Origin of the sequence: Pseudonocardia kujensis (genome assembly GCF_021283305.1) — a bacterium.
Classification (GTDB): domain Bacteria; phylum Actinomycetota; class Actinomycetes; order Mycobacteriales; family Pseudonocardiaceae; genus Pseudonocardia; species Pseudonocardia kujensis.
The window spans coordinates 17,385-41,782 of sequence record NZ_JAJSOK010000044.1 but is presented as its reverse complement, the minus strand read 5'-3'; the positions used below and the strand labels follow the sequence as shown (position 1 = coordinate 41,782).

At 74.8% G+C, this 24,398-nt stretch carries 23 protein-coding genes and 1 pseudogene; 12 read left to right on the top strand and 12 right to left on the bottom strand.

Annotated elements, in window-relative coordinates; genetic code table 11:
* Window positions 1-4: 4 nt before the first annotated feature.
* Entirely contained in the window at window positions 5-1,516 is a 1,512-nt protein-coding gene (locus LWC35_RS25885) for an alpha/beta hydrolase (protein ID WP_232872858.1), read from the bottom strand.
* 277 nt (window positions 1,517-1,793) lie between these two features.
* Here LWC35_RS25885 and LWC35_RS25880 point away from each other — a divergent pair, with 277 nt between their 5' ends.
* Window positions 1,794-4,232: a Tex family protein gene (locus LWC35_RS25880; protein WP_232872875.1), complete on the top strand. Its 2,439-nt coding sequence runs from the start codon at window positions 1,794-1,796 to the stop codon at window positions 4,230-4,232.
* Window positions 4,233-4,315: 83 nt separating this feature from the next.
* Here LWC35_RS25880 and LWC35_RS25875 read toward each other — a convergent pair whose 3' ends face one another.
* Window positions 4,316-5,020 carry a tyrosine-protein phosphatase gene (locus LWC35_RS25875; protein ID WP_232872857.1) on the bottom strand — a complete coding sequence of 235 codons (705 nt, stop codon included), beginning with the start codon at window positions 5,018-5,020 and terminating at the stop codon, window positions 4,316-4,318.
* Between the two features lie 541 nt (window positions 5,021-5,561).
* Between LWC35_RS25875 and LWC35_RS25870 the strand changes: the two genes are divergently transcribed.
* Window positions 5,562-7,217, top strand: coding sequence for a DEAD/DEAH box helicase (locus LWC35_RS25870; protein ID WP_372463102.1), 1,656 nt, complete (start codon window positions 5,562-5,564; stop codon window positions 7,215-7,217).
* A gap of 85 nt (window positions 7,218-7,302) precedes the next feature.
* Here the strand turns inward: LWC35_RS25870 and LWC35_RS25865 are convergent, their stop codons facing one another.
* A complete protein-coding gene (locus tag LWC35_RS25865; RefSeq protein WP_232872856.1) occupies window positions 7,303-7,806 on the bottom strand; it encodes a L,D-transpeptidase in 504 nt (167 codons plus the stop codon).
* A gap of 210 nt (window positions 7,807-8,016) precedes the next feature.
* Here LWC35_RS25865 and ilvD point away from each other — a divergent pair, with 210 nt between their 5' ends.
* The 3 genes from ilvD to LWC35_RS25850 all read left to right on the top strand — a co-directional run bounded on the left by ilvD (window position 8,017) and on the right by LWC35_RS25850 (window position 11,065).
* On the top strand, window positions 8,017-9,696 hold the full coding sequence (gene ilvD, locus LWC35_RS25860; protein WP_232872855.1) for a dihydroxy-acid dehydratase: 1,680 nt from the start codon (window positions 8,017-8,019) through the stop codon (window positions 9,694-9,696).
* A gap of 29 nt (window positions 9,697-9,725) precedes the next feature.
* Entirely contained in the window at window positions 9,726-10,493 is a 768-nt protein-coding gene (locus tag LWC35_RS25855; protein ID WP_232872854.1) for a hypothetical protein, read from the top strand.
* Window positions 10,494-10,636: 143 nt separating this feature from the next.
* A complete protein-coding gene (locus LWC35_RS25850) occupies window positions 10,637-11,065 on the top strand; it encodes an LLM class oxidoreductase (protein ID WP_232872853.1) in 429 nt (142 codons plus the stop codon).
* 4 nt (window positions 11,066-11,069) lie between these two features.
* Here LWC35_RS25850 and LWC35_RS25845 read toward each other — a convergent pair whose 3' ends face one another.
* Window positions 11,070-11,723, bottom strand: coding sequence for a DsbA family oxidoreductase (locus tag LWC35_RS25845; protein WP_232872852.1), 654 nt, complete (start codon window positions 11,721-11,723; stop codon window positions 11,070-11,072).
* A 181-nt stretch (window positions 11,724-11,904) separates the two neighbouring features.
* Here LWC35_RS25845 and shbA point away from each other — a divergent pair, with 181 nt between their 5' ends.
* The 3 genes and pseudogenes from shbA (at window position 11,905) to LWC35_RS25830 (ending at window position 14,962) form a co-directional block, all read left to right on the top strand.
* Entirely contained in the window at window positions 11,905-12,492 is a 588-nt protein-coding gene (shbA, locus tag LWC35_RS25840) for an RNA polymerase sigma factor ShbA (RefSeq protein WP_232872851.1), read from the top strand.
* A gap of 88 nt (window positions 12,493-12,580) precedes the next feature.
* Window positions 12,581-13,345, top strand: a pseudogene (locus LWC35_RS25835) (maleate cis-trans isomerase family protein); the annotation flags it as partial.
* Between the two features lie 1,041 nt (window positions 13,346-14,386).
* Window positions 14,387-14,962 (top strand): class I SAM-dependent methyltransferase, encoded by a 576-nt coding sequence (locus LWC35_RS25830; RefSeq protein ID WP_232872850.1) that lies wholly within the window; start codon window positions 14,387-14,389, stop codon window positions 14,960-14,962.
* Here the strand turns inward: LWC35_RS25830 and LWC35_RS25825 are convergent.
* From LWC35_RS25825 to LWC35_RS25805, 6 genes are all read right to left on the bottom strand, one after another.
* Window positions 14,929-16,362 (bottom strand): flavin-containing monooxygenase, encoded by a 1,434-nt coding sequence (locus tag LWC35_RS25825; RefSeq protein ID WP_308194671.1) that lies wholly within the window; start codon window positions 16,360-16,362, stop codon window positions 14,929-14,931. The two genes, LWC35_RS25830 and LWC35_RS25825, sit on opposite strands and share 34 nt — an antisense overlap.
* The gene (locus LWC35_RS40480) at window positions 16,263-16,514 is read right to left on the bottom strand and encodes an NAD(P)-binding protein (protein WP_308194670.1); all 252 of its coding nucleotides are present in this window, start codon (window positions 16,512-16,514) and stop codon (window positions 16,263-16,265) included. Before LWC35_RS40480 ends, LWC35_RS25825 begins: the two co-directional genes overlap by 100 nt.
* A 92-nt stretch (window positions 16,515-16,606) precedes the next feature.
* A complete protein-coding gene (locus LWC35_RS25820) occupies window positions 16,607-17,392 on the bottom strand; it encodes a methyltransferase domain-containing protein (RefSeq protein WP_232872849.1) in 786 nt (261 codons plus the stop codon).
* Window positions 17,393-17,635, bottom strand: a complete 243-nt coding sequence (locus LWC35_RS25815; protein ID WP_232872848.1) for a DUF3253 domain-containing protein — start codon at window positions 17,633-17,635, stop codon at window positions 17,393-17,395.
* A gap of 122 nt (window positions 17,636-17,757) precedes the next feature.
* Window positions 17,758-18,609: a shikimate dehydrogenase gene (locus tag LWC35_RS25810; RefSeq protein WP_232872847.1), complete on the bottom strand. Its 852-nt coding sequence runs from the start codon at window positions 18,607-18,609 to the stop codon at window positions 17,758-17,760.
* A 25-nt stretch (window positions 18,610-18,634) separates the two neighbouring features.
* Complete coding sequence (locus LWC35_RS25805) at window positions 18,635-18,916, bottom strand: MSMEG_0570 family nitrogen starvation response protein (RefSeq protein ID WP_232872846.1); 282 nt, start codon at window positions 18,914-18,916, stop codon at window positions 18,635-18,637.
* A gap of 238 nt (window positions 18,917-19,154) precedes the next feature.
* Here LWC35_RS25805 and LWC35_RS25800 point away from each other — a divergent pair, with 238 nt between their 5' ends.
* The 3 genes from LWC35_RS25800 to LWC35_RS25790 all read left to right on the top strand — a co-directional run bounded on the left by LWC35_RS25800 (window position 19,155) and on the right by LWC35_RS25790 (window position 21,623).
* Window positions 19,155-19,430 (top strand): hypothetical protein, encoded by a 276-nt coding sequence (locus LWC35_RS25800; protein WP_232872845.1) that lies wholly within the window; start codon window positions 19,155-19,157, stop codon window positions 19,428-19,430.
* A 22-nt stretch (window positions 19,431-19,452) separates the two neighbouring features.
* A complete protein-coding gene (gene dprE2 / locus LWC35_RS25795; RefSeq protein ID WP_232872844.1) occupies window positions 19,453-20,193 on the top strand; it encodes a decaprenylphospho-beta-D-erythro-pentofuranosid-2-ulose 2-reductase in 741 nt (246 codons plus the stop codon).
* 314 nt (window positions 20,194-20,507) lie between these two features.
* Window positions 20,508-21,623 carry an NDMA-dependent alcohol dehydrogenase gene (locus tag LWC35_RS25790; RefSeq protein ID WP_232872843.1) on the top strand — a complete coding sequence of 372 codons (1,116 nt, stop codon included), beginning with the start codon at window positions 20,508-20,510 and terminating at the stop codon, window positions 21,621-21,623.
* Between the two features lie 160 nt (window positions 21,624-21,783).
* Here the strand turns inward: LWC35_RS25790 and LWC35_RS25785 are convergent, their stop codons facing one another.
* Window positions 21,784-22,710 carry an NAD(+)/NADH kinase gene (locus LWC35_RS25785; protein ID WP_232872842.1) on the bottom strand — a complete coding sequence of 309 codons (927 nt, stop codon included), beginning with the start codon at window positions 22,708-22,710 and terminating at the stop codon, window positions 21,784-21,786.
* A gap of 47 nt (window positions 22,711-22,757) precedes the next feature.
* Here LWC35_RS25785 and LWC35_RS25780 point away from each other — a divergent pair, with 47 nt between their 5' ends.
* Window positions 22,758-23,858: a dipeptidase gene (locus LWC35_RS25780; protein ID WP_232872841.1), complete on the top strand. Its 1,101-nt coding sequence runs from the start codon at window positions 22,758-22,760 to the stop codon at window positions 23,856-23,858.
* Window positions 23,859-23,883: 25 nt separating this feature from the next.
* Here the strand turns inward: LWC35_RS25780 and LWC35_RS25775 are convergent, their stop codons facing one another.
* Window positions 23,884-24,375 carry a DUF309 domain-containing protein gene (locus LWC35_RS25775; protein WP_232872840.1) on the bottom strand — a complete coding sequence of 164 codons (492 nt, stop codon included), beginning with the start codon at window positions 24,373-24,375 and terminating at the stop codon, window positions 23,884-23,886.
* Window positions 24,376-24,398: the final 23 nt, after the last annotated feature.

Genomic DNA, 24,398 nt, shown 5'->3' with positions numbered 1-24,398 from the left:
GGCCTCAGGAGGTCGTGCCCCCGGCCGTGGCCCCGCCCGTGTTCCCGGCCGGGGCGGTCGGGCCGGTCGGGGCGACTGCCGCCGCCGCGGCGGGAACGCCGGCGGTGGACGTGGTCTGCGCCGTGCCCACCCCGGTGCCGCCCTGTACCCGGCCCACCAGCCAGGGGAAGGCGTCGGCGAAGGAGGTCGCGGCCACCTGCCACGTGTGGCCGCCCGGCGTGGTGTGCAGCGTGCAGGCGATGCCCTGCGCCGTCATCGCGGTGCAGAGCTGCGCCGCCTCCTGGGGCTCGCTCCCCTCCGCGCCCGGGTCGGCCTGCCCGCCGAACCCTGACCCGGTGGGCCGGCGCGGTCCGCCGCGGAACGCGAACCCGGGCCGTCCGCCGGGCCCGGACCCCGGGCCCCCGCCGGAGGAGTCCTCGAACCAGCCTGCGGTGTCGGCGTAGCGGCCGTGCGCGGCCAGCACGGTGAGTGGGTCGAACCGGGCCCACGCCGCCGCGTTCCCGCCGTACAGCCGGCTGATCGTCTCGTCCTTGCCGCCGACGGCCGGGCCGAGGTCACCCGCGATGTCCTCGAAGGTGCCGAAGAGCTCGGGGTGCATCACGGCGAGGTCCACGGCGCAGGTCCCGCCCATCGACCAGCCCACGACCCCCCAGCTCGCGGGTTCGGCGGAGGCGCCGAAGCGGGAGACCACGGAGGGCCGGACGTCCTCGGTCAGGTGGTCGGCGGAGTTGCCCCGGGGCCCGTTCACGCACTGGGTGTCGTTGTTGAAGGAGCCGCCCGAGTCCACGAAGACGAGGATCGGCGTGAGGCCCCCGTGCGCGGCCGCGTACCCGTCGACGACGTCCAGGGCGTTGCCGGTGCGGATCCAGTCCGCGGGGGTGTTGAACTCGCCCCCGACCATCATCAGCGCCGGCAGGGCGGGATGGTGGTCGCTCCCGGTGAACCAGGCCGGCGGCAGGTAGACGTACTCCTCGCGGTGTGTGAACCCGCTGGCCGTGGCGGGAATGTCCACGCCGAGCAGGGCACCGTGCGCGGGCCGCGTCGACGCGGAGGCGAGGCTCGCCAGCTGCGCGTCGTCGACCTCGTCCGGCAACGGACCGGCGGTCGCGGCGCCCCAGGCCTCCTGCACGGTGGGGTAGTAGCCGACCCACTGGTTGAGGACCGACGCGACGCAGAGCACCGCGAGCGGCACCGCGAGGATCGACAGCGTCCGTCGCCACCAGGGCGTCCGCCGCCAGCCGACGACCGCGACGACGGCCGCGCCGACCGCCACGCCGATCCAGATCCAGAGCACGACGGGCGCCGGGTCGTCCGTCAGCCCGTCGGCGGTGACCTGCTCGCGGACCAACAGGCTCGCCGCGAGACCGACCACCGCGGCCACCGGCAGCCACACGAGGTACCACCGCCGCCCGGCGCGGCGCACCAGGGCCACGAGCAGGACGGCGGCCGTGACCGCCGGGATCGCGACAGGGAGCCAGCCGGTCAGCAGGGACAGGCCGTGGCCGTAGTGACCCACCCGGGCACCGTTGCCGCGCCGGCTGGGGACGAGCCCGGAGAAGGCTGTGGAGCCGCTGTGAATCCGGCGCCGGATCGCGTCGCCGGCGGGGCGGCTCCCTCCCGCACCGCGGGCGGCGACCTCCGGTTCGCGCGACCCCACCCCACCCGTACCCGCCGGGGGGCCGTCCGGGGAGGATGGGGGAGTGACAGGTTCGGTTCCCGCAGCGGCCCCCGCGGCCCCCACCGGGGCGGCATCGGCTCCGCAGTCCTCGGCCCAGACCACCCCCCAACCGTCGATCGAGCATCGCATCGCCGACGAGCTGGGAGTGCGCCGGCACCAGGTCGCCTCGGCCGTCGACCTCCTCGACGAGGGGTCGACCGTGCCGTTCGTGGCCCGCTACCGGAAGGAGGCCACGGGCGGGCTCGACGACGCCCAGCTCCGCACCCTTGAGGAGCGGCTGCGCTACCTGCGCGAGCTGGAGGAGCGGCGCAGCGCCGTGCTCGAGGAGATCCGCAAGCAGGGCAAGCTCACCCCCGAGCTGGAGCAGCAGGTGCTGGCCGCCGAGTCGAAGGCCCGGCTCGAGGACGTCTACCTGCCCTACAAGCCCAAGCGCCGCACCAAGGCCATGATCGCCCGCGAGAACGGTCTCGAGCCGCTCGCCGACGCCCTGCTCGCCGACCCCTCGCTGACCCCCGAGGAGGAGGCGGCGAAGTACCTCGGGGAGAACGTCGCCGACGCCGCCGCCGCGCTCGAGGGCGCCCGCGCGATCCTCGTCGAGCGCTTCTCCGAGGAACCCGACCTCATCGGCGGCCTGCGCGAGCGGATGTGGAGCCGCGGCGTGCTGGTGTCGAAGGTCCGCCCGGGCAAGGAGGTCGAGGGCGCCAAGTTCTCGGACTACTTCGACTTCTCCGAGCCGTTCACCTCGCTGCCGAGCCACCGCATCCTGGCCGTCTTCCGCGGGGAGAAGGAGGAGGTCCTCGACGTCTCCCTGGAGCCCGACGCCGAGCCGGCCGAGCCGGGCGTGCGAACCGACTGGGAGACCCTGATCGCCGCGCACGTCGGCATCTCCGACCAGGGCCGGCCCGCGGACCGGTGGCTGAACGACGTCGTGCGCTGGACCTGGCGCACCCGCATCCTGTTGCACCTGGGCATCGACATCCGGGTGCGGCTGCGCACCGCCGCCGAGGAGGGCGCGATCGGCGTCTTCGCCTCCAACCTGCGCGACCTGCTGCTCGCCGCGCCCGCCGGGACCCGGGCGACGATGGGTCTCGACCCGGGCCTGCGCACCGGCGTGAAGGTCGCCGTGGTCGACGGGACCGGCAAGGTCGTCGCCACCGACACGATCTACCCGCACGAGCCCCGCAAGGACTGGAACGGCGCGCTGGTCAGGCTCACCAAGCTGGCCACCGAGCACTCCGTGGACCTGATCGCGATCGGCAACGGCACCGCCTCCCGGGAGACGGACAAGCTCGCCGGCGAGCTCGTCGCGATGAACCCCGGGCTGAAGATGACCAAGGTGATGGTCAGCGAGGCGGGCGCGTCGGTCTACTCGGCCTCGGCGTACGCGTCCGCCGAGCTGCCGGACCTCGACGTCTCGCTGCGCGGCGCGGTCTCCATCGCCCGCCGCCTGCAGGACCCGCTCGCCGAGCTCGTGAAGATCGACCCGAAGTCCATCGGCGTCGGCCAGTACCAGCACGACCTGCCCGAGGCCTCGCTGTCCCGCTCGCTCGACGCCGTCGTCGAGGACTGTGTGAACGCCGTCGGCGTGGACCTCAACAGCGCCTCCGCGCCGCTGCTGCGCCGGGTGTCGGGCATCAGCGAGTCGCTGGCCGCCGCGATCGTGTCCCACCGCGACGCCAACGGCCCCTTCCGCACCCGCACCGCGCTCGCCGACGTCCCACGGCTGGGTCCGAAGGCCTTCGAGCAGTGCGCCGGCTTCCTCCGGATCCGCGGCGGCGACGAGCCGCTCGACGTCTCCGGCGTGCACCCCGAGGCCTACCCGGTCGTCCGGAAGATGGTCGAGGCGGCGAAGGCCGGCATCGACGAGCTCCTCGGCAACACCGCGAAGCTGAAGAGCCTGCAGCCCCAGCGGTTCGTCGACGACCGGTTCGGGCTGCCGACCGTCACCGACATCCTCGCCGAGCTGGAGAAGCCGGGCCGCGACCCGCGGCCGGCGTTCCGCACCGCGACCTTCGCCGAGGGCGTCCACAAGATCGCGGACCTGCGGCCGGGCATGGTGCTCGAGGGCGTGGTCACCAACGTGGCCGCGTTCGGCGCGTTCGTCGACGTCGGCGTCCACCAGGACGGGCTCGTGCACGTCTCGGCGATGTCCAGCCAGTTCGTGTCGGACCCGCGCGAGGTCGTCAAGTCCGGCGACGTCGTCAAGGTCAAGGTGCTCGACGTCGACGAGGACCGGAAGCGGATCTCGCTCACCCTGCGCCTCGACGACGAGCCGGGCAAGGGCGGCGCCGGCGGCGGCCGGCAGAACCGCGGCGGCGGGGACCGGCGGCGCGACGACCGGCAGGGCGGCGACCGGCAGGGCGGTGGCAGGCAGGGCGGTGGCAGGCAGGGCGGCCGCGACCGGCAGGGCGGTCAGGGCGGCAAGGGTGGTCAGGCCGGTCAGGGCCGGCAGGGCCAGGGCGGTCGGCAGGGCGGGCAGCGGAACCGGCAGGAGAAGCCGGCACCGCTGAACAACGCCATGGCCGACGCCCTGAAGCGCGCCGGTTTCAAGTAGGCGTTCCCACGGCGGCGGCCGCTCCGGCGGCCGCCGCCGGTCGTTCCGGCGGTGGCGCCGCGGCGGGGCCCGCCGCCGGCGGGTCAGCCGACCAGGCGGCGGGTGAGCAGATCGAGGTCGTCCGGGTCGGTGCCGTGGGCCAGCAGGTGCCCGCGCAGGCCGCCCGGGCGGGCCTCCATGGCGTCGAGCACCGCCTCGAGGGCCGCGCGGTCGACGCCGAACAGGCCCTGGACGTCGCCGGGCAGCGGGACGCCGCCGGCCTCCAGCCGGGCCCACAGCCGCTCGAGGTTCTCGTTGGTGCGCAGGTAGTCGGCCAGCACGTGCTCGCGGGGCACCCCGACCACGCCCAGCACCACCGCCGTGACGATCCCGGTGCGGTCCTTGCCCGCCGCGCAGTGCACCAGCACCGGCCCGCGGGAGCGCGCCACGATCCGGATGATCCGGGCCAGCTCGGCCGTCGCCTCGGTGACGAGCAGGCGGTAGGCCCAGGCGAGGTCCCGGTCGGCGGTCGGGGTGGCGGCCACGAGGTCGGGCGCGAGCGAGACGCCGAGCGGCACCTCGTGCACGTCGGAGACCCCGGCGAGCGGGTGCGCGAGGCCGCGGGTCTCGACGCGCGAGCGCAGGTCGATGACCGTGCCGGGCACCAGCGGCGTGCGGTCGCCGGGCTGCGGGGCGTCGCTGCGGAGGTACACGCCGGCGCGCACGCGGCGCCCGTCGATGGTCGGCAGACCGCCGACGTCGCGGAGGTTGGCCGGGGTGCGCAGGTCCGGGGGCAGCGAGGTGCTCACCCGTCCGAGGGTCCCCGCGGTCGGTGAACGCCGGGTGGAATGGTGACCGGAGGCACGTCCGGTTCGCGGCGGATCACCGATGTCGCCCGATCACGGGCCTGAACAGGGCGGGAACGACCGGGAACACCTCGGCCCCGACGTGTGTTGATCCGTGCGTAGGCGGGCAGGACCCCGGCCCGCTGCGATCTCCCGCGACCCACGTGTGACAATGGGTGCCGTCGGCTGTCAGCGATGACGTCAGCCGAGAGCCCCATGGTCCTTTTCGGCGGTACCGAGCCGCTCCGGGCCCGCGGGCTTCCCCGCGGGTGCGTCGTCCGTCCGGATGTCGGTCGGCCACCCCGCTGCGACGAGGACTTGAGTGAGCACTCTGCTGGACCTGCCCGAGAACGACTTCGACGACTTCGAGAACGACCTCGCCTCCGAGCGTGAGGACGGCGACGACACCGGGAACGACACCGGGAACGACACCGGGAACGACACCGGGAACGACGCGGCCGACGCCGGCTTCGCCGAGCTGGGCCTCGCGCCCGGCATCCTCCGCGTGCTCGACGAGCTCGGCTACGACAGCCCCAGCCCGATCCAGGCCGAGGCGATCCCCTCGCTGATCGAGGGGCGCGACCTGCTGGGCCAGGCCGCCACCGGCACCGGCAAGACGGCCGCCTTCGGGCTGCCGCTGCTGCAGCGCCTGAGCGAGACCGACCGCGGGGGCGAGCGCCGTCCCTACGGCCTGGTCCTCGCCCCCACCCGCGAGCTGGCCATGCAGGTCAACGACGCGATCACCCGCTACGGCTCCGCGATCGGCGCGCGCGTGCTCGCCGTGTACGGCGGCGCCCCGATCGGCCCGCAGCTGGGTGCGCTCAAGCGCGGTGTCGACGTCGTCGTGGCCACCCCCGGCCGCGCGATCGACCTGATGAACCGCGGTGCGCTGTCCCTCGACGCCCTCGCCACCGTCGTCCTCGACGAGGCCGACGAGATGCTCGACATGGGCTTCGCCGAGGACATCGAGACGATCCTGCAGGCCACCCCGGCGGACCGGCAGGCGGTGCTGTTCTCCGCCACCATGCCGCGGCGCATCGAGTCGCTGGCCCGCGAGTACCTGCAGAACCCGGTGACCGTGCGCATCGCGCGCGAGGAGGTCCCGGCGGGCGAGGCGCCGCGCGTGCGGCAGACCGCCTACATGGTGCCGCGCACCCACACCACCACCGCGCTCGGCCGGATCCTGGAGCTCGAGCGGCCCACCGCCGCCATCGTGTTCTGCCGCACCCGGGCGGACGTCGACGCGGTCACCGAGACCCTCACCGCCCGCGGGCTGCGGGCCGAGGCGCTGCACGGCGGCATGGACCAGGAGCACCGCACCCGCGTCGTCGAGCGGCTGCGGTCCGGCCGGACCGACCTGCTGGTCGCGACGGACGTCGCCGCCCGCGGGCTGGACATCGAGCAGCTCACGCACGTGGTGAACCACGACGTGCCGAAGTCGCCCGAGGCGTACGTGCACCGCATCGGCCGGGTCGGCCGGGCGGGCCGCGAGGGCGTCGCGATCACGCTGGTGCCCTCCGGCGCGATCCGCCACCTGCGCAACATCGAGCGGCTGATCGGCAAGAGCGTGCCGGTCGCCCCGGTGCCCACTGTCGCGGACCTCAAGCAGGCCCGGCTCGAGCGCACCCGCACCCAGCTGCACGAGCAGCTCGTCGCGGACCTCCGTGCCGACGCGGACTCGGACCCGGACGGCGTCCGGGCCATGGTCGAGTCGCTGGCCGGCGAGTTCGACGCGCTCGACGTCGCCGCCGCGGCGGTGCGGATCGCGCGTGCCGGCAGCACCACCGCGGACGACGAGATCGACATCCCGACGCTGTCCGCGCCCCGGGAGGGTCGCGGTCCGCGCGACCGTGACCGCGGTCCGCGGGAGGGCCGTCCGGGCGGCCGCGGCCAGGGTGCCCGCCCGCCGCGGGCCGGTGCCACGCGGCTGTTCGTCTCCGCCGGCCGGGCCGCGGGCATCCGCCCGCAGGACATCGTGGGCGCGCTGGCCAACGAGTCGCGGCTGTCCGGCCGGGACATCGGGGCCATCCAGATCCACGAGCGGCACTCGCTCGTCGAGATCCCCGAGCACGCGGCGGACGACGTGCTCCGCTCGCTGCGCGGCGTCACCACGCTGAAGGGCCGGCGGGCCAACGTCCGCCGGGACCGCGCCACGAACTGAGCGCCACCCGCGGGCGCCACGGACTGACCCGCGCACGGCGAAGGGCCCCGCACCTCGGTCGAGGTGCGGGGCCCTTCCGCGTTCTCTAGTGGATCTCCACGGGGTCGCCGACCTCGAGGTCGGCGTACCAGGCCACGGCGTCGTCGTGGGCGAGGTGCACGCAGCCCGCGGACGGGTTCTGCGGGTTGCCCTCGTGGAAGGCGATGCCGCCGTCGGCGAAGAACACCGAGTACGGCATCGCGGCGTCGTTGAACTCCGCGGACTTGTGGTCCTTGTCCTTCCACTGGACCTCGAAGTCCCCGGTGGGGGTCTCCTTGCCCTGCCCGCCGTGCGAGATCCCGACCGGGCCGCGGGTGATCTTCCCGTCGTGGATCAGCCAGGCCTGGTTGTGGGCGAGGTCGACGCACGCCCGCGCCTGCTTGGAGCACGGCGTGCCGTCGGTCTGGTTCCAGTGCCCGTCGTGCCCGTCGTCGGCGAACGCCGCGCCGGTGAGGGCCGCGCCGCCGAGCAGCGCGGTGAGCGCACCGGCCGCGGCGAGCCCCGTGATCCGTCGCCGGCCGCCCTCGGCGCGCCAGGCGTGTCGTGCCATCGTCTCGTCGTCCCTTCGCCCGTTCCCGAAGGCCGCAACGATCGCGCGCAATACAGGTGACGGGCCGTGACCGCAACTCGACCGGACGTGCCCGGAGTCCGGATCGTCCCCCGGCGATCTCGAGGTCGCCGAGAGCTGCCGAGACGGCGGTGAGGGAGCACGATGACCCTCGAGCCCACCACGTACCGCGATCGACGAGGAGCGCCCGCCATGCCCGATCTGAAGCCCCGGTCCCGCCAGGTCACCGACGGCATCGAGCGCACGGCCGCCCGCGGCATGCTCCGCGCCGTCGGGATGCGCGACGCCGACTTCGCCAAACCGCAGATCGGCATCGCGTCGAGCTGGAACGAGATCACCCCCTGCAACCTGTCCCTGCAGCGCCTCGCCCAGGCGGCGAAGGAGGGCGTGCACCGCGCGGGCGGCTACCCCATGGAGTTCGGCACGATCTCGGTGTCCGACGGCATCTCCATGGGCCACGTCGGCATGCACTACTCGCTGGTCAGCCGCGAGATCATCGCCGACTCGGTGGAGACCGTCGTCGAGGCCGAGCGGCTCGACGGCACCGTCCTGCTCGCCGGGTGCGACAAGTCCCTGCCCGGGATGCTGATGGCCGCGGCCCGGCTCGACCTGGCCGGCGTGTTCGTCTACGCCGGGTCGATCCTGCCGGGGCACGTCGACGGCCGCGAGGTCAACATCGCCGACGCGTTCGAGGCCGTCGGGGCCTGCGCGCGCGGGCTGATCAGCCGCGAGGAGCTGACCGAGATCGAGCGGGCGATCTGCCCCGGCGAGGGCGCGTGCGGCGGCATGTACACGGCGAACACGATGGCCAGCGCGGCCGAGGCGTTGGGCATGGCGCTGCCGGGCTCGGCCAGCCCGCCCGCGGTCGACCGACGGCGGGACGGCATCGCCCGCGCCTCGGGCGAGGCCGTGGTCGGGCTGCTGGAGAAGGGGATCACCGCCCGGCAGATCCTGACCCGGGAGGCGTTCGAGAACGCGATCGCGGTCGTCCTGGCGTTCGGCGGCTCGACCAACGCCGTGCTGCACCTGCTCGCGATCGCCGCCGAGGCGGGCGTGCCGCTGGAGCTCGACGACTTCAACCGCATCGGCGAGCGCGTCCCGCACCTGGCCGACGTCAAGCCCTTCGGCGCGCACGTGATGAGCACGGTCGACCAGGTCGGCGGCGTGCCCGTCGTGATGAAGGCGCTGCTCGACGCCGGCCTGCTGCACGGCGACGCGCTCACCGTCACCGGGCGCACCGTCGCGGAGAACCTCGACGAGATCGACCCGCCGGGCCTCGACGGGACGGTGATCCGTGCCCTGACCGATCCCATCCACCCGACGGGCGGGCTCACCATCCTGCGCGGGTCCCTGGCCCCGGACGGTGCCGTCGTCAAGTCGGCGGGCTTCGACGCCGCCGAGTTCCGCGGGCGCGCCCGGGTGTTCGACGGCGAGCAGGGCGCGCTCGACGCCGTCGCCGACGGCACCGTCGTCCCGGGCGACGTCGTGGTGATCCGGTACGAGGGCCCGCGCGGCGGCCCCGGGATGCGGGAGATGCTCGCCGTCACCGGGATGATCAAGGGGGCCGGGCTGGGCAAGGAGGTGCTGCTGGTCACGGACGGCCGGTTCTCCGGGGCGACGACCGGCCTGTGCATCGGGCACGTCGCGCCGGAGGCGACCGACGGCGGCCCCATCGCGCTGGTGGAGGACGGCGACCCGATCGTGCTGAACATGGCCACGAAGACCCTCGACCTCGACGTTCCCGAGGAGGAGCTGGAGAAGCGGCGGGCCGGCTGGACCCCGCGCGACCCGGGGCGGCGTCGGGGCGTGCTGGCGAAGTACGCGAGACTCGTGGGGTCGGCGGCGCAGGGGGCGGTCTGCTCCCAGGACTGACCCGCGCCGGAACGCGGACGAGGAGCGGTGTGGGGAAGAAGCAGCAGTCGCGGGGCCAGAAGCGGGCGGCGAAGGTCGCGGCGCGGCGGAGGAAGGTCAGGCGCGAGCCCGCGCCGCTGCGCCCCGTGGTGACCCTTCCCGGGCTCGATCAGTACGGCCTCGACGGCGACCCGGCCGAGGTCGAGGAGCTGCAGGCCGTCGACGAGATGCGCTACGCCGTCGCGGAGATCCGCACGGTGCGCGCGGTCGGGCCCTACGACGGCAACCCCGAGTGGCTCGAGGTCATGGAGGCCAACGTCGGCGCCCTCGCCGGGGCGGAGGAGGACGACCAGGTCGTCGAGATCATCGACGACCGGGTGCGGCGGGCCGTCGGGGACACCCTCGCCTCCTCGTCGCCCGAGCCGGCCCGCGAGGAGGTCCGCTGCCTCGTGGCGTCGGACGGCGAGACGGCCCCGCCGGACCTGGCCCCGGGCGACCCGGCCGGCGCCCCCGCCCAGGCCCTCGCCTTCGCGGTGCTGCTCGGCTGGCTCGCCAACAGCGGCCCGCGCCCGATCCCGGCGTCCGCCCGCACCCGCGTGCCGGAGTGGGTGCGCTCGACCCTGGGCGACGGACCCGCCGTCGCGGTCGACCGCGTGATCGGCATCCTCGGCTCCGACGAGGACCGGGCGGAGGCGATCGGCCCGGTGGCCGAGGAGCTGGGCGACGACTACCTCGCCGCCCTCATGTGGATCTCCGCCGCCCTGGTCGCCCTCTACGGCGAGGGCGCGGTCGACGAGTACCTGCCCCCGCCGGCCTGACGGTACGCAGGTCCGCGTATGGCCGGTTCGGCCGTGCCGGAGGGACCATCCGCGCATGGCGACGGAGTCGATCGGAATCGCGGTGATCCCCGGCGCGGGCTGGCGGGCGGCCGACGTGCGGACGGTCGCGCGGGCCGCTGAAGATGCCGGCTTCGCGGCCCGTCAACGCCGCGCTCGGCATCGCCATGGACGACCCGGGCGGCGACCTGGTGCGCTACACGGCCCAGCTGCGGGACTGGTTCGCCGGGCTCCCGACCTTCGTCGGCGACGACCTGCCCGCCCTCCGTGACCTCGCCCGGCAGAACCTCGGCCTGTACACGACCTTCCCGTTCTTCCGCCGGATGTGGCGTTCCGAGGGTTTCGTCGAGGAGACCGACCGGATGGCGGCGGGCGAGGGCGGGGCCGCCCTGAGCGACCGCCTCCTCGACTCGTTCTGCCTGCTGGGACCGGTGTCGCGGTGCCGGGAGCGGCTGGCGCGCTACCGCGAGGCCGGGGTGGAGCTGCCGATCCTCGTGCCGCCCGTCGGCCCGGGCGAGGCCCTGGCCGTGATCGACGCCCTCCTGCCCACCTGACCGCTCACGCGGAGCGGGCCCGCCCCTCCTCCCACGCCTTCTCCAGCAGCCGGAGGAGGGTGTCGGCGGGTTGGGCGCCGGAGGCGCCGTAGGTCGCGTCCACCACGAAGAAGGGCACGCCGCTGATGCCGTGGCGGCGGGCCTGGTCCTCGTCGGCGCGGACGGCGTCGAGGTACTCGTCGGAGCCCAGGACGCGGTCGACGGACGCGGCGGGCAGCCCGGCGTCGACCGCGAGGCGGCGCAGGGCCTCCGGCTCGCCGATCGGCTCGCCCTCGGCGAAGTACCCGCGCTGCAGCCGCTCCTTCAGCGTCTCCTGCAACGCCGCGCCGCCCTCGTCCCAGGCCAGGTGCAGGAGCCGGTGCGCGTCGACCGTCGAGCCGTCCTGTGCGTCGTCGAACCGGAACTCGACGCCCTCGGCGGCACCCATCGCCGTCATGCGGTCGTGCATCGCACGGACCTGCGCCCGGTCGCTGCCGAACTTCGCGGCGAGCCGCTCCTCGCGGTCGCCCTCGTGCCGCCGCGGCGCCCCGGGGTCCAGCTGGTAGCTGCGGTAGCGCACCTCGACCTCGTCGGCGTGCGGGAAGCGGGCGAGGGCCGCGGCGAACCGGCGCCGGCCGAGGGCGCACCACGGGCAGACGACGTCGGACCAGATCTCCACCTTCACCCTCCGCCCAACCCGGAAGGAGTCAACCCGATTCCGCCGTCCGGCTCACAGGGTCCTCTCAGCGCCGTCCTACCGCTTCGCGAGCGGTTCGGGCCAAGGTCGTGGAGTGGTGTTGAGGGGGAGACGGGGAACAGGGGAGCGCGCGAGGAAGCCGGAGGGGCCGGACCGGGGGACGGTGGCCCGGGCATCGGCGGGGGAACCGGGGGCGATCGAGGAGGTCCTGCGGATCGTCCGGCCGTTCGCGTTGCGCTACTGCCGCGCGCGGATGGGGACGGTGCTGCCCGGTGTCACGGCCGAGGACCTGGCCCAGCAGGTCTGCATCGGCGTGCTCGGGGCGCTGCCCCGCTACGAGGACCGCGGCCGGCCGTTCCTGGCGCTGGTGCACCGGATCGCCGTGCACGAGGTGGGGGACGCCTACCGCGCCGCCGCGCGCAGCCCGGAGCTGGCCGACCTCGTCCCGGACCGGGCGGACCACGCGGCCGGGCCGGAGGAACGGGCCCTGGTGCGCGACGACCTCGCGCGGCTGCGGCCGGCCCTCGACCGGCTGAGCGCGGCGGCCCGCGAGGTCCTCGTGCTGCGCGTCGCCATGGGACTGTCCGCCGACGAGACCGCGCAGGTCGTGGGCAGCACGCCGGGCGCGGTCCGGGCGATGCAGCACCGGGCGCTGAACACGCTGCGCCGGCACGCGGAGGCCGCGGGGATCGCCGCGGGTGCCCCTGGCGCGATCACGGCGGGGATCAGCGCGGAGATCACAGCCGGCTGAGCTGCGGCACGCCGGGATGTCCGGCTCCCTTACCTGTCGGCAACACGCCGGATGCGGTGCCGACATGCGGGAGATCCACCGTGGCGGTATGCAGGAGAGCGTCGCAGGCCCCGTGGGTGGCCGTGAGCACGCGGCGGAGGCCCTGGCCGCGCCCGGGCCGTCGCCGACCTCGGGGGTCGGGGTGATCGTGCCGTTCGACTTCGCCCTCGACCGTGAGCTGTGGCGCTGGGTGCCCGACGACGCCGCCCTGCACGTCACGCGCACACCGTTCGTCCCGTCGCCGGTCACCGCGGAGATGGCGCGGGCCATCTCCGACCCGGAGCCGGTGCGCCGGGCCACCCGGGACGTGCTGGTCCCCGAGCCCGGCGTCGTCGCCTACGCCTGCACCTCCGGCAGTTTCGTCGACGGGGCCGCGGGCGAGATCGCGCTCACCGGGGTGATCCGCGAGGCCGGTGCCCCGCACGCGCTCACCACCGCGGGGGCGCTCGTCGAGGGCCTGCGGTCGCTCGAGGTGGACCGGGTCGCCGTCGTCACGCCGTACGTCGACGACCTCACCCGCCGGCTCGAGGAGTTCCTCGCCGCCCACGGGGTCGAGACGGTCGCGAGCGTCGGGCTGGGGCTGCTCGGCCAGATCTGGCGGGTGTCCTACGAGGAGGTCGTGCGCGCGGTCCGCGCCGCCGACCGGCCCGGGGCCGAGGCCGTGTTCATCAGCTGCACCAACCTGTCCACCTACGACGTGATCGCCCCGCTGGAGCGGCTGCTCGGCAAGCCGGTGCTCACGGCGAACCAGGTCACGATGTGGGCCGCGCTGCGGGCCGTCGGGCACCGTGCCGTCGGGCCCGGGCAGTCGCTCATCCACGGCGCGGCCGGGTCGACCCCGACACCGCACCTGCGCGTGGTGCCGGACCAGCCGGCGTCGCGGGACGTCCGCGCCGAGGGCGCGAGCGAGCCCGGCGGCCGGGGCGGCGGGCCCGGGGACCCACAGGTGCTGCACAAGGTCCGCGTCCGGCTGCCCGACGAGGCCGGGGCCCTCGCCCGGCTCACCGAGGCCGTCGCCCGCGCCGAGGGCAACATCCTCGGGCTCGCCGTGCACGGGCAGGACTCGCGCTCGGTGGTCGACGAGATGTTCGTCGGGTCCTCGCGGGGCGCCGACGAGCTCGCCCGCGCGGTCCGCGAGGGGCTCGGTACGAGCGACCCGGGTGCCGTACTCGTCACGCCCGCCGACCCGCACGACCTGGTCGACGCGCCGACCCGCGCCCTCGACCTCGCGGTGCAGGCCGTCGCCGGCGCGGCGTCGGGGGACGACTCCGCGCTGGCCCGGGGCCTGCGCGCGCTGGTGCACGCCGACGACGTCCGGATCCGGCCGGCCGAGCCCCCGCGCCACCCGCACGTCCTCGCGGTGCCCGCGCCGAACGGCGGATGGCTGGTCGCGAGGCGCGACTGGGCGCCGTTCACCGTCACCGAGCATGCACGTGCGGAGGCGTTCCTGCGCGCGACGGACCTCGAGCCCGTCCGGCCACGCTGGGACATCGTGCTGCTCTCCGGCGACGAGCTCGTCGCCGAACCCGCGACCGGCGACGAGGTTGGCGCCGTCGAGGACCTGCTCTGCGCCTGCCTCGCCGCGCTGGGGCCGGGGGAGAACCACGCCGCCGGCTGGTCCGACCGCGAGCTGCGCGACCTCCTCGTCACGCCCCGGGGCCCGGCCCTGGTGGTGCGTGACGAGGCCGGCGCGCTCGTCGGGCTCGGCACCGTCCTGGACGGGCCGGCACCGGGCGGCGACGGGGAGCTGGTCCTGCTGGTGCACCCGGACTACCGCGGCATGCGGCTGGGCCGGTGGCTGCGCCGACGCCTCACCGCGCGCGCCGCGCCGTGACCGCGTCCTAGGGTTGCGGGCGTGCCGCTCCCGGAGAACTGGTCGCAATGGAAGGACACGGTCGAGGTCGGCCGTTACGACGCGCGGTGGGAGGCCCTCGCCGCGGCCGGCAGGAACGTGCACGGCGAGGCCGACCTCGTCGCGGCGTACTCCCCGGGCTCGGTGCTCGACGGCGGCTGCGGTACCGGGCGCGTCGGGATCGAGCTGGCCCGGCGGGGGATCGTGGTGGTCGGCGTCGACCCCGACCCGGACATGATCGCCGCCGCCACGGCGAAGGCCCCCGAGCTGCGCTGGATCCGCTGCGGCCTGGAGGACCTGGACATCACCGACCGGTTCGACGTCGTGGTGCTGGCCGGCAACGTGATCCCCTACGCGCGGGAGCGCGCGGGTGTGGTCGCCGGCAGCGCCCGGCACCTCGCGCCGGGCGGCCGGCTGATCGCCGGGTTCAGCCTGCAGGTGGGCTGGCCCGGCCTCGACGAGTACGACGCCTGGTGCGCCGCCGCCGGGCTCGTGGCCGAGGACCGCTTCGCGACCTGGGACCGCGAGCCCTACACCGGTGGCGGCTACGCGGTCTCCGTGAGCCGGAAGCCCCGGTAGCCCTCGGCGGCGACCTCGTCGCAGGTGTCCCGGTAGGGCCCGAGGCCGCCGACGTAGGGCAGGAAGACCCGCGGCTTGCCGGGCACGTTCGCGCCCAGGTACCAGGAGTTCCCGCGCATGATCATGGACTTCGTGCCGGCCTCGGCCACGTGCGCCGTCCAGTGCTCCTGCGCGGTCTCCTCGGGCTCGATGGTCCGCCCGTCGAGCGCGGCGAGGCAGTCGGTGATCCAGTCCACGTGCTGCTCGATCGCCACCATCATGTTGCAGAGCACGGACGGGCTGCCCGGCCCGGTGATCGTGAACAGGTTGGGGAACCCGGCCACACCCAGGCCGAGGTAGGTGTGCGGGCCGTCCGCCCAGGCGTCGGCCAGCCGGACCCCGTCCCGGCCCCGGATGTCGATCGCGAGCAGGGCGCCCGTCATCGCGTCGAACCCCGTGGCGAGCACCAGGTCGTCGACCTCGACGAGCTCCTCGGTGGTGCGCACCCCACCGGGGACGATCTCGGTGAGCGGCGTCTTCTGCAGGTCGACGAGCCGGACGGTCGGCTTGTTGTAGGTCTGGAAGTAGCCGGTGTCCAGGCACGGACGCTTGGCGCCGAAGGGGTGGTTCGTGGGCCCGAGCGCGGCGGCGGTGTCCGGGTCCCGGACGACCTCGCGGATCTTCGACCGGATGAACCGGGCGGCGGTGTCGTTGGCCGCCAGGTCCAGCGCGATGTCGCCGTAGGTCTGGCGGAAGGCCGTGAGCCCGCCCTGCGCCCAGGCCTGCTCGTAGGCGCTCCGCCGGGTGTCCTCGTCCACCGACAGCGCGGAGACCGTGGAGGGCGTGCCGAGCAGCCCGCCGAGCGTGTGGCTCGCCTCTTCCCGGAACCGCCGGTAGTCCGCCTTGCGCGCCCGCTGCGCCTCCGGGTCCAGCGGCCCGTTCCGCGCCGGGACGACGTAGTTCGGCGTGCGCTGGAAGACCGTGAGCTGCGCGGCCTGCTCGGCGATCACCGGGATGGCCTGCACGCCCGACGAGCCCGTCCCGACCACCGCCACCCGGCGCCCGGTGAAGTCCACGCCCTCGTGGGGCCAGCTCGACGTGAGGTAGGTCGGCCCTGCGAAGGTCCCGACCCCCGGCAGGTCGAGATCCTTGGGCCTGGACAGGCAGCCCGTGGCGAACACGCAGTAGGTGGCGGTGATCCGCTCCCCGCCGTCGGTCCCGACCTCCCAGTGGTCGCCGCGCCAGGTCGCGGCGGTGACCCGGGTGTCGAACGTGATGTCGCGGCGCAGGTCGAAGCGGTGGGCGACGTGCTCGGCGTAGCTCAGGATCTCCGGCTGGGCGGGGTACCGCTCGGTCCAGTCCCACTCCTGCTCCAGCTCGGGGGGAAGGAAGAGGAGTACTCGAGGCTCTCGACGCCGCACCGGGCGCCGGGATAGCGGTTCCAGTACCAGGTGCCGCCCACGCCGCTGCCGGCCTCGAACACCCGCGGGCGCAGGCCCGGCCCGCGCACCCGGTGCAGCTGGTACAGGCCGGCGAACCCGGCCCCCACGATGACCACGTCGGTGTCGACCATCAGCACTCCCTCGTGTCGGCGGTCACCTCAGCGTGCAGGATTCCGCCGAGAAATGCTGAGCGTTCGTTCAGTACGAATCGCCGAACGGTCGTTCAGGCCCGCGCCAGGATCTCGCCGTGGGGGACGAGGAACCACCCGTCGTCGTTCGCGGCCCAGACCCGCCAGGCTTCGGACATGTCCTCCAGGTCGGCGCGGGTGGCGAGGCCGCGCTCGACCGCCTGCACGGCGATCGACGAGGACAGGATCCGCTCCGCCCACAGCCCGCCCCACCAGTCGCGGCTCTCCGGGGTGGCGTAGCACCAGACCGAGGCGGACGGGGTGATCTCGGTGAACCCGGCGGCGCGGGCCCAGGAGAGCAGGCGGCGGCCGGCGTCGGGCTCGGCGCGGTTGCCGTGCGCGACGGCGCGGTAGAGGGCGAGCCAGGCGTCGAGGCGGTCGTCGTGCGGGAACCACGTGAAGGCCGCGTAGTCCGCGTCCCGGGCGGCGACGACCCCGCCGGGCCGGGCGACGCGGCGCATCTCGCGCAGGGCGGCGACCGGGTCGGACAGGTGCTGCAGGACCTGGTGGGCGTGGACGACGTCGTAGGAGTCGTCCGGGTCGGCCAGCCCGTAGACGTCGTCGACGGCGAACTCGACCCCGTCGCCCGCTGCGCGCGCCTCGACCAGGGGTGCCTCGACGACGTCGATCCCCCGGACCCGGCCCGGCGCCACGCGGGCGGCCAGGTCGTGGGTGATGGTGCCGGGCCCGCAGCCGACGTCGAGCAGGTCGAGCCCGGGCCGGAGGAGCGGGGCGAGGTACGCGGCCGAGTTCTCGACGGTCCGGTTGCGGTGCGAGCGCAGGACCGAGTCGTGGTGGCCGTGGGTGTAGGTGTCGCTCACTCAGCGGACCCTACGGATCCGGATCGGTCCCCGGGCGGTGTCCGGGTCGACGACCTCGCCCTTCTGCGTGATCTCCACCTTCCCGGCCGCGACGAGCCGCCGGGCCGCGGCACGGACCTCGTCCATCCTGTCCCGCCAGCCCGCGGGGTCGACCGCCCGGGCCGCGTCCGAGGGGCAGATGGTGCCGGTCCGGGTGGCGAGCAGCTCCTCGATCGCCGCCTCCAGCTCGGTGTCGCCGCTCATCGACCGACCTCCCCCGGCGCGTTGTGGATCCATACTGCGCCCGGAGCAGCGGTTCCAGCGCGTTGTGGATCCATACTGCGAGCGAGGCCGGTGCCCGAGCGCGTTGTGGATCCGTACTGCGCTCAGGAGCGGGCGAGGACCGCCTCGTCGAGCGCGGCGCGCATCGCCGCGACCGGCCCGGGGCGGCCCGTCATCAGCTCGACCTGCGCAACCGCCTGGTGCAGCAGCATGTCCAGCCCGCTCGCGACCCGGCAGCCCGCCGCGGCCGCGCCCGCGCCGAGGGCGGTGGGCCAGGGCGCGTAGATCACGTCGAGGACCACGGTGGCGGGGTCCCAGCGCAGCCCGCCGAAGTCGTCGGCCGCGCCCGCGGGCAGGGTCGAGACGACGACGTCGGCCCCGGTCAGCAGGTCCGACGCGGCCGCGAGGTCACCCTCGGCGCCGGTCAGCAGCGCCCTGATCTCCGGATGGACCTCGAGGCGCTCCGCGGCGCCCGCCAGCTCGCGGGTCCGGCCGGCGTTGCGCACGAGGACGACCGGGTCCTTCGTGCCCAGCTCACGCAGCGCCGCGAGGGCGGCCTGGGCGGTGCCGCCGGCACCGAGCACCACGGCCCGGTCGACCGCCCGGACGCCCGCCGCCTGCAGGGCCCGGACGATCCCGGCCACGTCGGTGTTGTCGGCCAGCCGCCCCTCCGGCCGCAGGACCAGCGTGTTCGCCGCGCCGGTGGCCGCGGCGAGCGGGCTGACCCGGTCGGCGACCTCCAGGGCGACCCGCTTGAGCGGCATGGTGAGCGAGAGCCCGGCCCAGCTCCCGTCGAGCCCGTCGACGAACTCCGGCAGCCCGGCCTCGTCGACCTCGTGCGCCGTGTAGGACCAACCGGTCAGCCCGAGCGCCTCGTACGCCGCTCGGTGCAGCACCGGGGACAGCGAGTGGCGGATGGGGGAGCCGAGCACCGCGGCCCGTCGTTCGCCGGTCACCGGGCCAGTATGGTCCAGCGCCTCCTCAGCGCCGGAACGCCTCCAGCGTGACGTGCTCGTCGCCGGCGAAGCGGGCGGCGGACCGCTCGATGCCCGCCATGGTCACGACGGACTGGGCGCAGCCGACGCCGTACTTCTGCCGGACGCGCTGGTCGGCGATGCGCATGCAGGTCCGGCTCGTGTCGACGAAGTCGGCGACCGGGTAGCTCCCACCGGCGCGGAAGTGCTCCTCCACGATCAGGGAGGGGGAGTAGAAGGACTGCCGGGAGCCGTCCGGCCAGCGGACGTCGAAGATCACCTCGGGCACGCCCCCGACGGTAGGGGGCCCGTGTTTCGCCGGTGTTGCCGCGCGCTGTGTACCTCATCGTGAGGAAACGGCTGCGCTGTCGTTCATGGTCCCGGCCCGGGCGGCGATGTGCCGGGTGTCCGCGATCGCCGTCGGAGAGGACCCCGATGACCGCCACCCACCCCGAGCGCCCGTCCGCCGACCCGGCCGGGGAGCTGCCCGACGAGGTCGTCCGGGGTGAGGGGGCCGTGACCGCGGCTTGAGCTCCGGCACGACCTGCAGCGGCAGCGGCGGCTACTCCGACATCCACGCCGGCACCGGGGTGACGATCGCGAACGCGTCCGGTGCCGTGGTCGCCACCGGCGCGCTGGCGACCGGCCGCGCGAGCAGCCCGACCACCTGCGACTTCGCCTTCACCGTGCCCGACGTGCCGGCCGGCGAGGACTTCTACCAGGTCACCGTGTCGCACCGGGGCACCCTCACCTCCAGCGCCGACGAGCTCCGCTCCGGACCCGGGCTGTCGCTCGGCGACTGACCGCCCCTGCCAGACTCCGGCCATGGCCGGGACGCTGCTGGTGCTGGGTGGGCGGAGCGAGATCGGGATCGCGGTGGCGCGGCGGCTGGCGGGGCGCGAGGCGTCGACCGTCGTGCTCGCCGCCCGCCGCAGCGGTGACCTCGACGCCGAGGAGAAGGCGATCCGCGAGCAGGGTGCGGCGGTCGAGCGCGTCGAGTTCGACGCCGACGACCTCGCCGCCCACCGACCCCTGCTCGACGACGTGGTGGCCCGGCACGGCGGGATCGACCTCGCCGTCGTCGCGTTCGGACTGCTCGGCGACCAGGCGCGCGCCGAGGTCGACCCCGCGCACGCCGTGCAGATCGTGCACACCGACTACGTCGCGCACGTGCAGGTCCTCACCGAGCTCGCCCAGGTCATGCGGGCGCGCGGGCGCGGCACGATCGTCGTGTTCTCGTCCGTGGCGGGGGCGCGGGTGCGCCGCGCGAACTACGTCTACGGCAGCGCCAAGGCGGGGCTCGACGGGTTCGCCTCCGGGCTGGCGGACGCCCTGCACGGCTCGGGGGTCCGGCTCGTCCTCGTGCGGCCGGGCTTCGTGATCGGCCGGATGACCGAGGGGATGCGGCCGGCGCCCTTCTCCAGCACCCCCGACCAGGTCGCCGAGGCCACGGTCGCCGCGCTGCGGGGCGGGCGCGACGAGGTGTGGGTGCCGCGGATCCTGCAGCCGGTCTTCGCCCTGCTCCGCCACGCGCCCCGCGCGCTCTGGCGCCGCATGCCTCGCTGAGGTCGGGTCGGTAGGCGCACAACCCGGACGACGACGTCCGCCGTCGGCTGGAGCTGTACGAGGCCGGCGTCCTCACGCTCGACGAGCTGGTCACCCGGACCTCCACCCTCGACCCGGTCGCCGAGGGGCACCAGGACGTGCACGGCGGCAAGAGCATCAGGGGCGTCAGCCCGTACCGACCCGCGGCGCCGGGTGGCCGACGTTCCTCGGTCGCGTGACGCCGGACCACCCGGCTCTTCCCCTTCCGTGACCCCGGTCATAGGGTCGGGTGCGCATCTCCCCATGTGACGACGGTGTCCCAGGAGGAACACGACGTGCAGACCCGCGGAGCAGTGATTCGGCAGGCGCCCGGCAAGTACGAGGTGGTCGATCTCGAACTCGACGACCCGCAGAACGGCGAGATCCAGGTCCAGATGGTCGCGTCCGGCATGTGCCACTCGGACGACCACATCGCCACGGGCGACATCCCGGTCGGCTGCTACCCGTTCGCGGGCGGCCACGAGGGCGCGGGCATCGTGACGAAGGTCGGCCCGGGTACGCGCGGCTACAAGGAGGGCGACCACGTCGTCTTCTCGTTCCTGCCCGGCTGCGGCCGCTGCCGCTGGTGCGCCACGGGCCGGCAGAACCTGTGCGACCTCGGATCCACCTTGCTGCAGGGCTCGCGCTGGGACGACCCGGAGAGCTTCCGGCTGCACCTCGACGGCCGGCCCGTCGGCCAGATGTGCGGCATCTCGACCTTCTGCGAGACCACCACGGTCGCGATCGACTCGGCCGTCGTGGTCCCGGACGACATCCCGCTCGACAAGGCCTGCCTGGTCGGCTGCGGCGTCGGCACCGGCTGGGGCTCGGCGGTGAACTCCGCGGAGGTCCAGCCCGGCGACACCGTGATCGTCATGGGCATCGGCGGCATCGGGATCAACGCCGTGCAGGGCGCCCGGCACGCCGGCGCGTCGAACATCATCGCCGTGGACCCGGTGGCCTTCAAGCGCGAGAAGGCGCAGGAGCTGGGTGCCACGCACGCGGTCGACACGATGGAGGAGGCCACGGAGCTCGCCAAGCAGTTCACCAACGGCCAGGGCGCCGACTCGGCGATCGTCACCGTGGGCGTGACCAAGCCCGAGCACGTCGGGCAGGCCTTCGCCGCGATCCGCAAGGCGGGCACGGCGGTCGTGACGGGCCTGGGCGACATCACCGAGGTCGGCGTGCCGATCGCGATCTCCGAGCTCACCCTGTTCCAGAAGCGCCTGCAGGGCTCGCTGTTCGGCGCCTCGGCGCCGAGCTTCGGCATCCTGCGCCAGCTGGAGATGTACCAGCAGGGGCACCTCAAGCTCGACGAGCTGATCACCAAGACCTACTCGCTCGACGAGATCCAGCAGGGCTACCAGGACATGCACGACGGCAAGAACATCCGCGGCGTGATCCTGTACTAGGCCGTGTCTCCCAATCCGCCACCACCGCTCCCGGCGCCCACGCCGTCCCCGCCGGCGTTGCCGGGCCACCCGAATACGCCCGGTATGAGGGCGGCCCGGCTGCCTTGCCGGGAACGACGTGGATCACCGGGCCCGGCGGCGCCGGATTGAGAGACACGGCCTAGCCGCTGCGGGCCTCCAGCCGTTCCCGCACCTCCCCGGGCAGCAGCTCGCGCAGCTGCTCGGGGAGCAGGGGGAGGTCCAGCAGGCTCAGCTTGACCCGGCTGCGCTGGGCGTGGACGTCCGGATCCAGCCGGACGACCCGCCCGGCCGCTGTCTGGACGGCGACCTCCACCCGGTCGCCGGCCCCGACCTCGCCCTGGCCGATGCCGTCGGCCTCCAGGGCGAGCGCCCCGCACCGCGGGTTGAGCTCCAGCTGCAGCGTGTCCGACTCGGACAGCACGAGCGGCCGGGAGATCCCCGACATCGGCGCCGAGGGCGTGACCACGATCCCGCCCACCGAGGGCGACACCAGCGGGCCGCCGGCCGCGTAGCTGTACGCCGACGACCCCGCGGCCGTGGCCACGACCAGCGCGTCGCACCGGTAGTAGCCGTACCGCAGACCGCTCACGGCGAGGGTGGCGTCGACCGTGCCGCGCCCGGGGTGCCGGGCGAGGGCCAGGTCGTTGAACGCCACCGACCGCCGCTCGCCGGCCGTGATCCGCAGGGCGCTGTGCGGCTCCTCCACGAAGTCCCCGGAGAGCAGCCGGGCCAGCGCGGAGTCCAGCTCCGACGGGTGGACCTCGACGAGGAACCCCAGGTTGCCGAGGTGCACGCCGAGCACCGGGACGGGCCGGTCGGCGACCAGCCGCAGGGCGCCGAGCATGGTGCCGTCGCCACCCAGGCTGACCACGCCGTCGGCCTCCGCGGCCAGGTCGTCCGCCCCGACCGGGACCGCGCCGGGTACCCGGCGTGCGTCGGCGGCACGCACCAGCACCTCCAGACCGTGGGCGTGGGCGAGGCCGACGAGGCGCTCGGCGACCTCCGTGACGTCGTTGCGCGGGTGCAGGACCAGGGCCACGCGGGCCACACCGGGGGAGCCGTCCACGCGGCCCAGTCTGCCGGTCCACGATCATCGGTGCACACTGCTCGGCTGTGCACGCCACCGACCTCCTCTCCGGCACCCCGCTGATCGACGGGCACAACGACCTGCCCTGGGCCCTGCGCACGCTCGGCGATCCCGAGCCCGACCTGGCCCGGGGCGAGCCGCGTCTGCACACCGACCTGCCGCGGCTGCGCGCGGGGAAGGTGGGCGGGCAGTTCTGGTCGGTCTACGTGCCCTGCTCCTACACCGGCGACGCCGCGGTCCGGGCCGTCGTCGAGCAGGTCGAGCGGGTCCACCGGCTCGCCGAGACCTATCCGGCCGACCTGCGCGTGGTCACCACGGCCGCCGAGGTCGAGGCCGCTTTCGCCGACGGCTGGATCGCCTCGCTGCTCGGTGCCGAGGGCGGGCACAGCATCGGCGGCTCGCTGCAGGTCCTGCGGGCGCTGCGTCGCTCCGGGGTCCGGTACATGACGCTGACGCACAACCTGAACACGGAGTGGGCGGACTCCGCGACGGACGAGCCGGTGCACGGCGGGCTGTCGGGCTTCGGCCGCACCGTCGTCGCCGAGATGAACCGGATCGGAATGATCGTGGACCTCTCGCACGTCGCCGCCACCACCATGCGCGCGGCCCTCGGGACCACCACCGCGCCCGTGCTGTTCACGCACTCGTCGGCCCGCGCGGTCACCGACCATCCTCGCAACGTGCCCGACGACGTCCTGGAGTCGTTGCGGGACAACGGCGGCGTGTGCATGGTGACCTTCGTCCCGCGGTTCGTGTCGCGTGCCGTCGCGGACTGGGACGCCCGGCTCGCCGACGCGATGACCGCGGCCGGGCAGGACCACCGGGACCTGAGGGCGCGGGAGGCCTTCGCCGCGAGCTGGGACGGCCCGCCGCCACCCGGCGCGACGCTCCACGACGTGGTCGCCCACCTCGAGCACGTGCGCGAGGTCGCCGGGATCGACCACATCGGGATCGGCGGCGACTACGACGGCGTGGCGGAGCTGCCCGCCGGCCTCGAGGACGTCAGCGGCTACCCGCGGCTGTTCGACGCCCTGCTCGCCCGGGGCTGGAGTGCCGCCGACTGCGGGAAGCTGGCCGGCCGCAACGCGTTGCGGGTGCTCCGGGCGGTCGACGAGGTCGCGGCCTGACCGGCCTCCCGGATCGCCCTCCCGCTCACCTCCGCAGCGCCGGCCGCAGGTCCTCGGCCGTGACGCCGTCCGTGCTGCCCGCCCGCTCGATCCGTGCGGCGAGGGCGAAGCCGTGGTCCTGCAGGCCGCGCAGGTCGAGGCCTGCGGGCGGGTCGCCGACCCAGCGGGCGATCCCGTCCGACGCCCGCTCGAGCAGCGAGACGGCGCCGCGGGCGTTGCCGCGCTGGGCGTGCGTGAGCCCGGCGCCGTACTGCGCGAGCGCCCGCCACAGGTCACGGGTCTCGGGTCCAGACGACTTCCACGCCGCCTCCAGGACCTCGTGCGCCTGGAACGGCAGCCCCTCGTCGAGCAGCCGCTGGGCCTCGGTGACGGTCTCCTCGGGGGTGAGGTCGAGATCGTCGGGCACCTGCGGGACGCCCGGGGTGCCGTAGGGGAGGGGCCGCCCGGAGGCGTCCCGGGGGCGGGCGTTGCGGGCGCGTCCCGCCTCGTCTCGATCACGGACCCGTCGAGCGCTCACGTGTCCGGAGCCTGCCACACCGG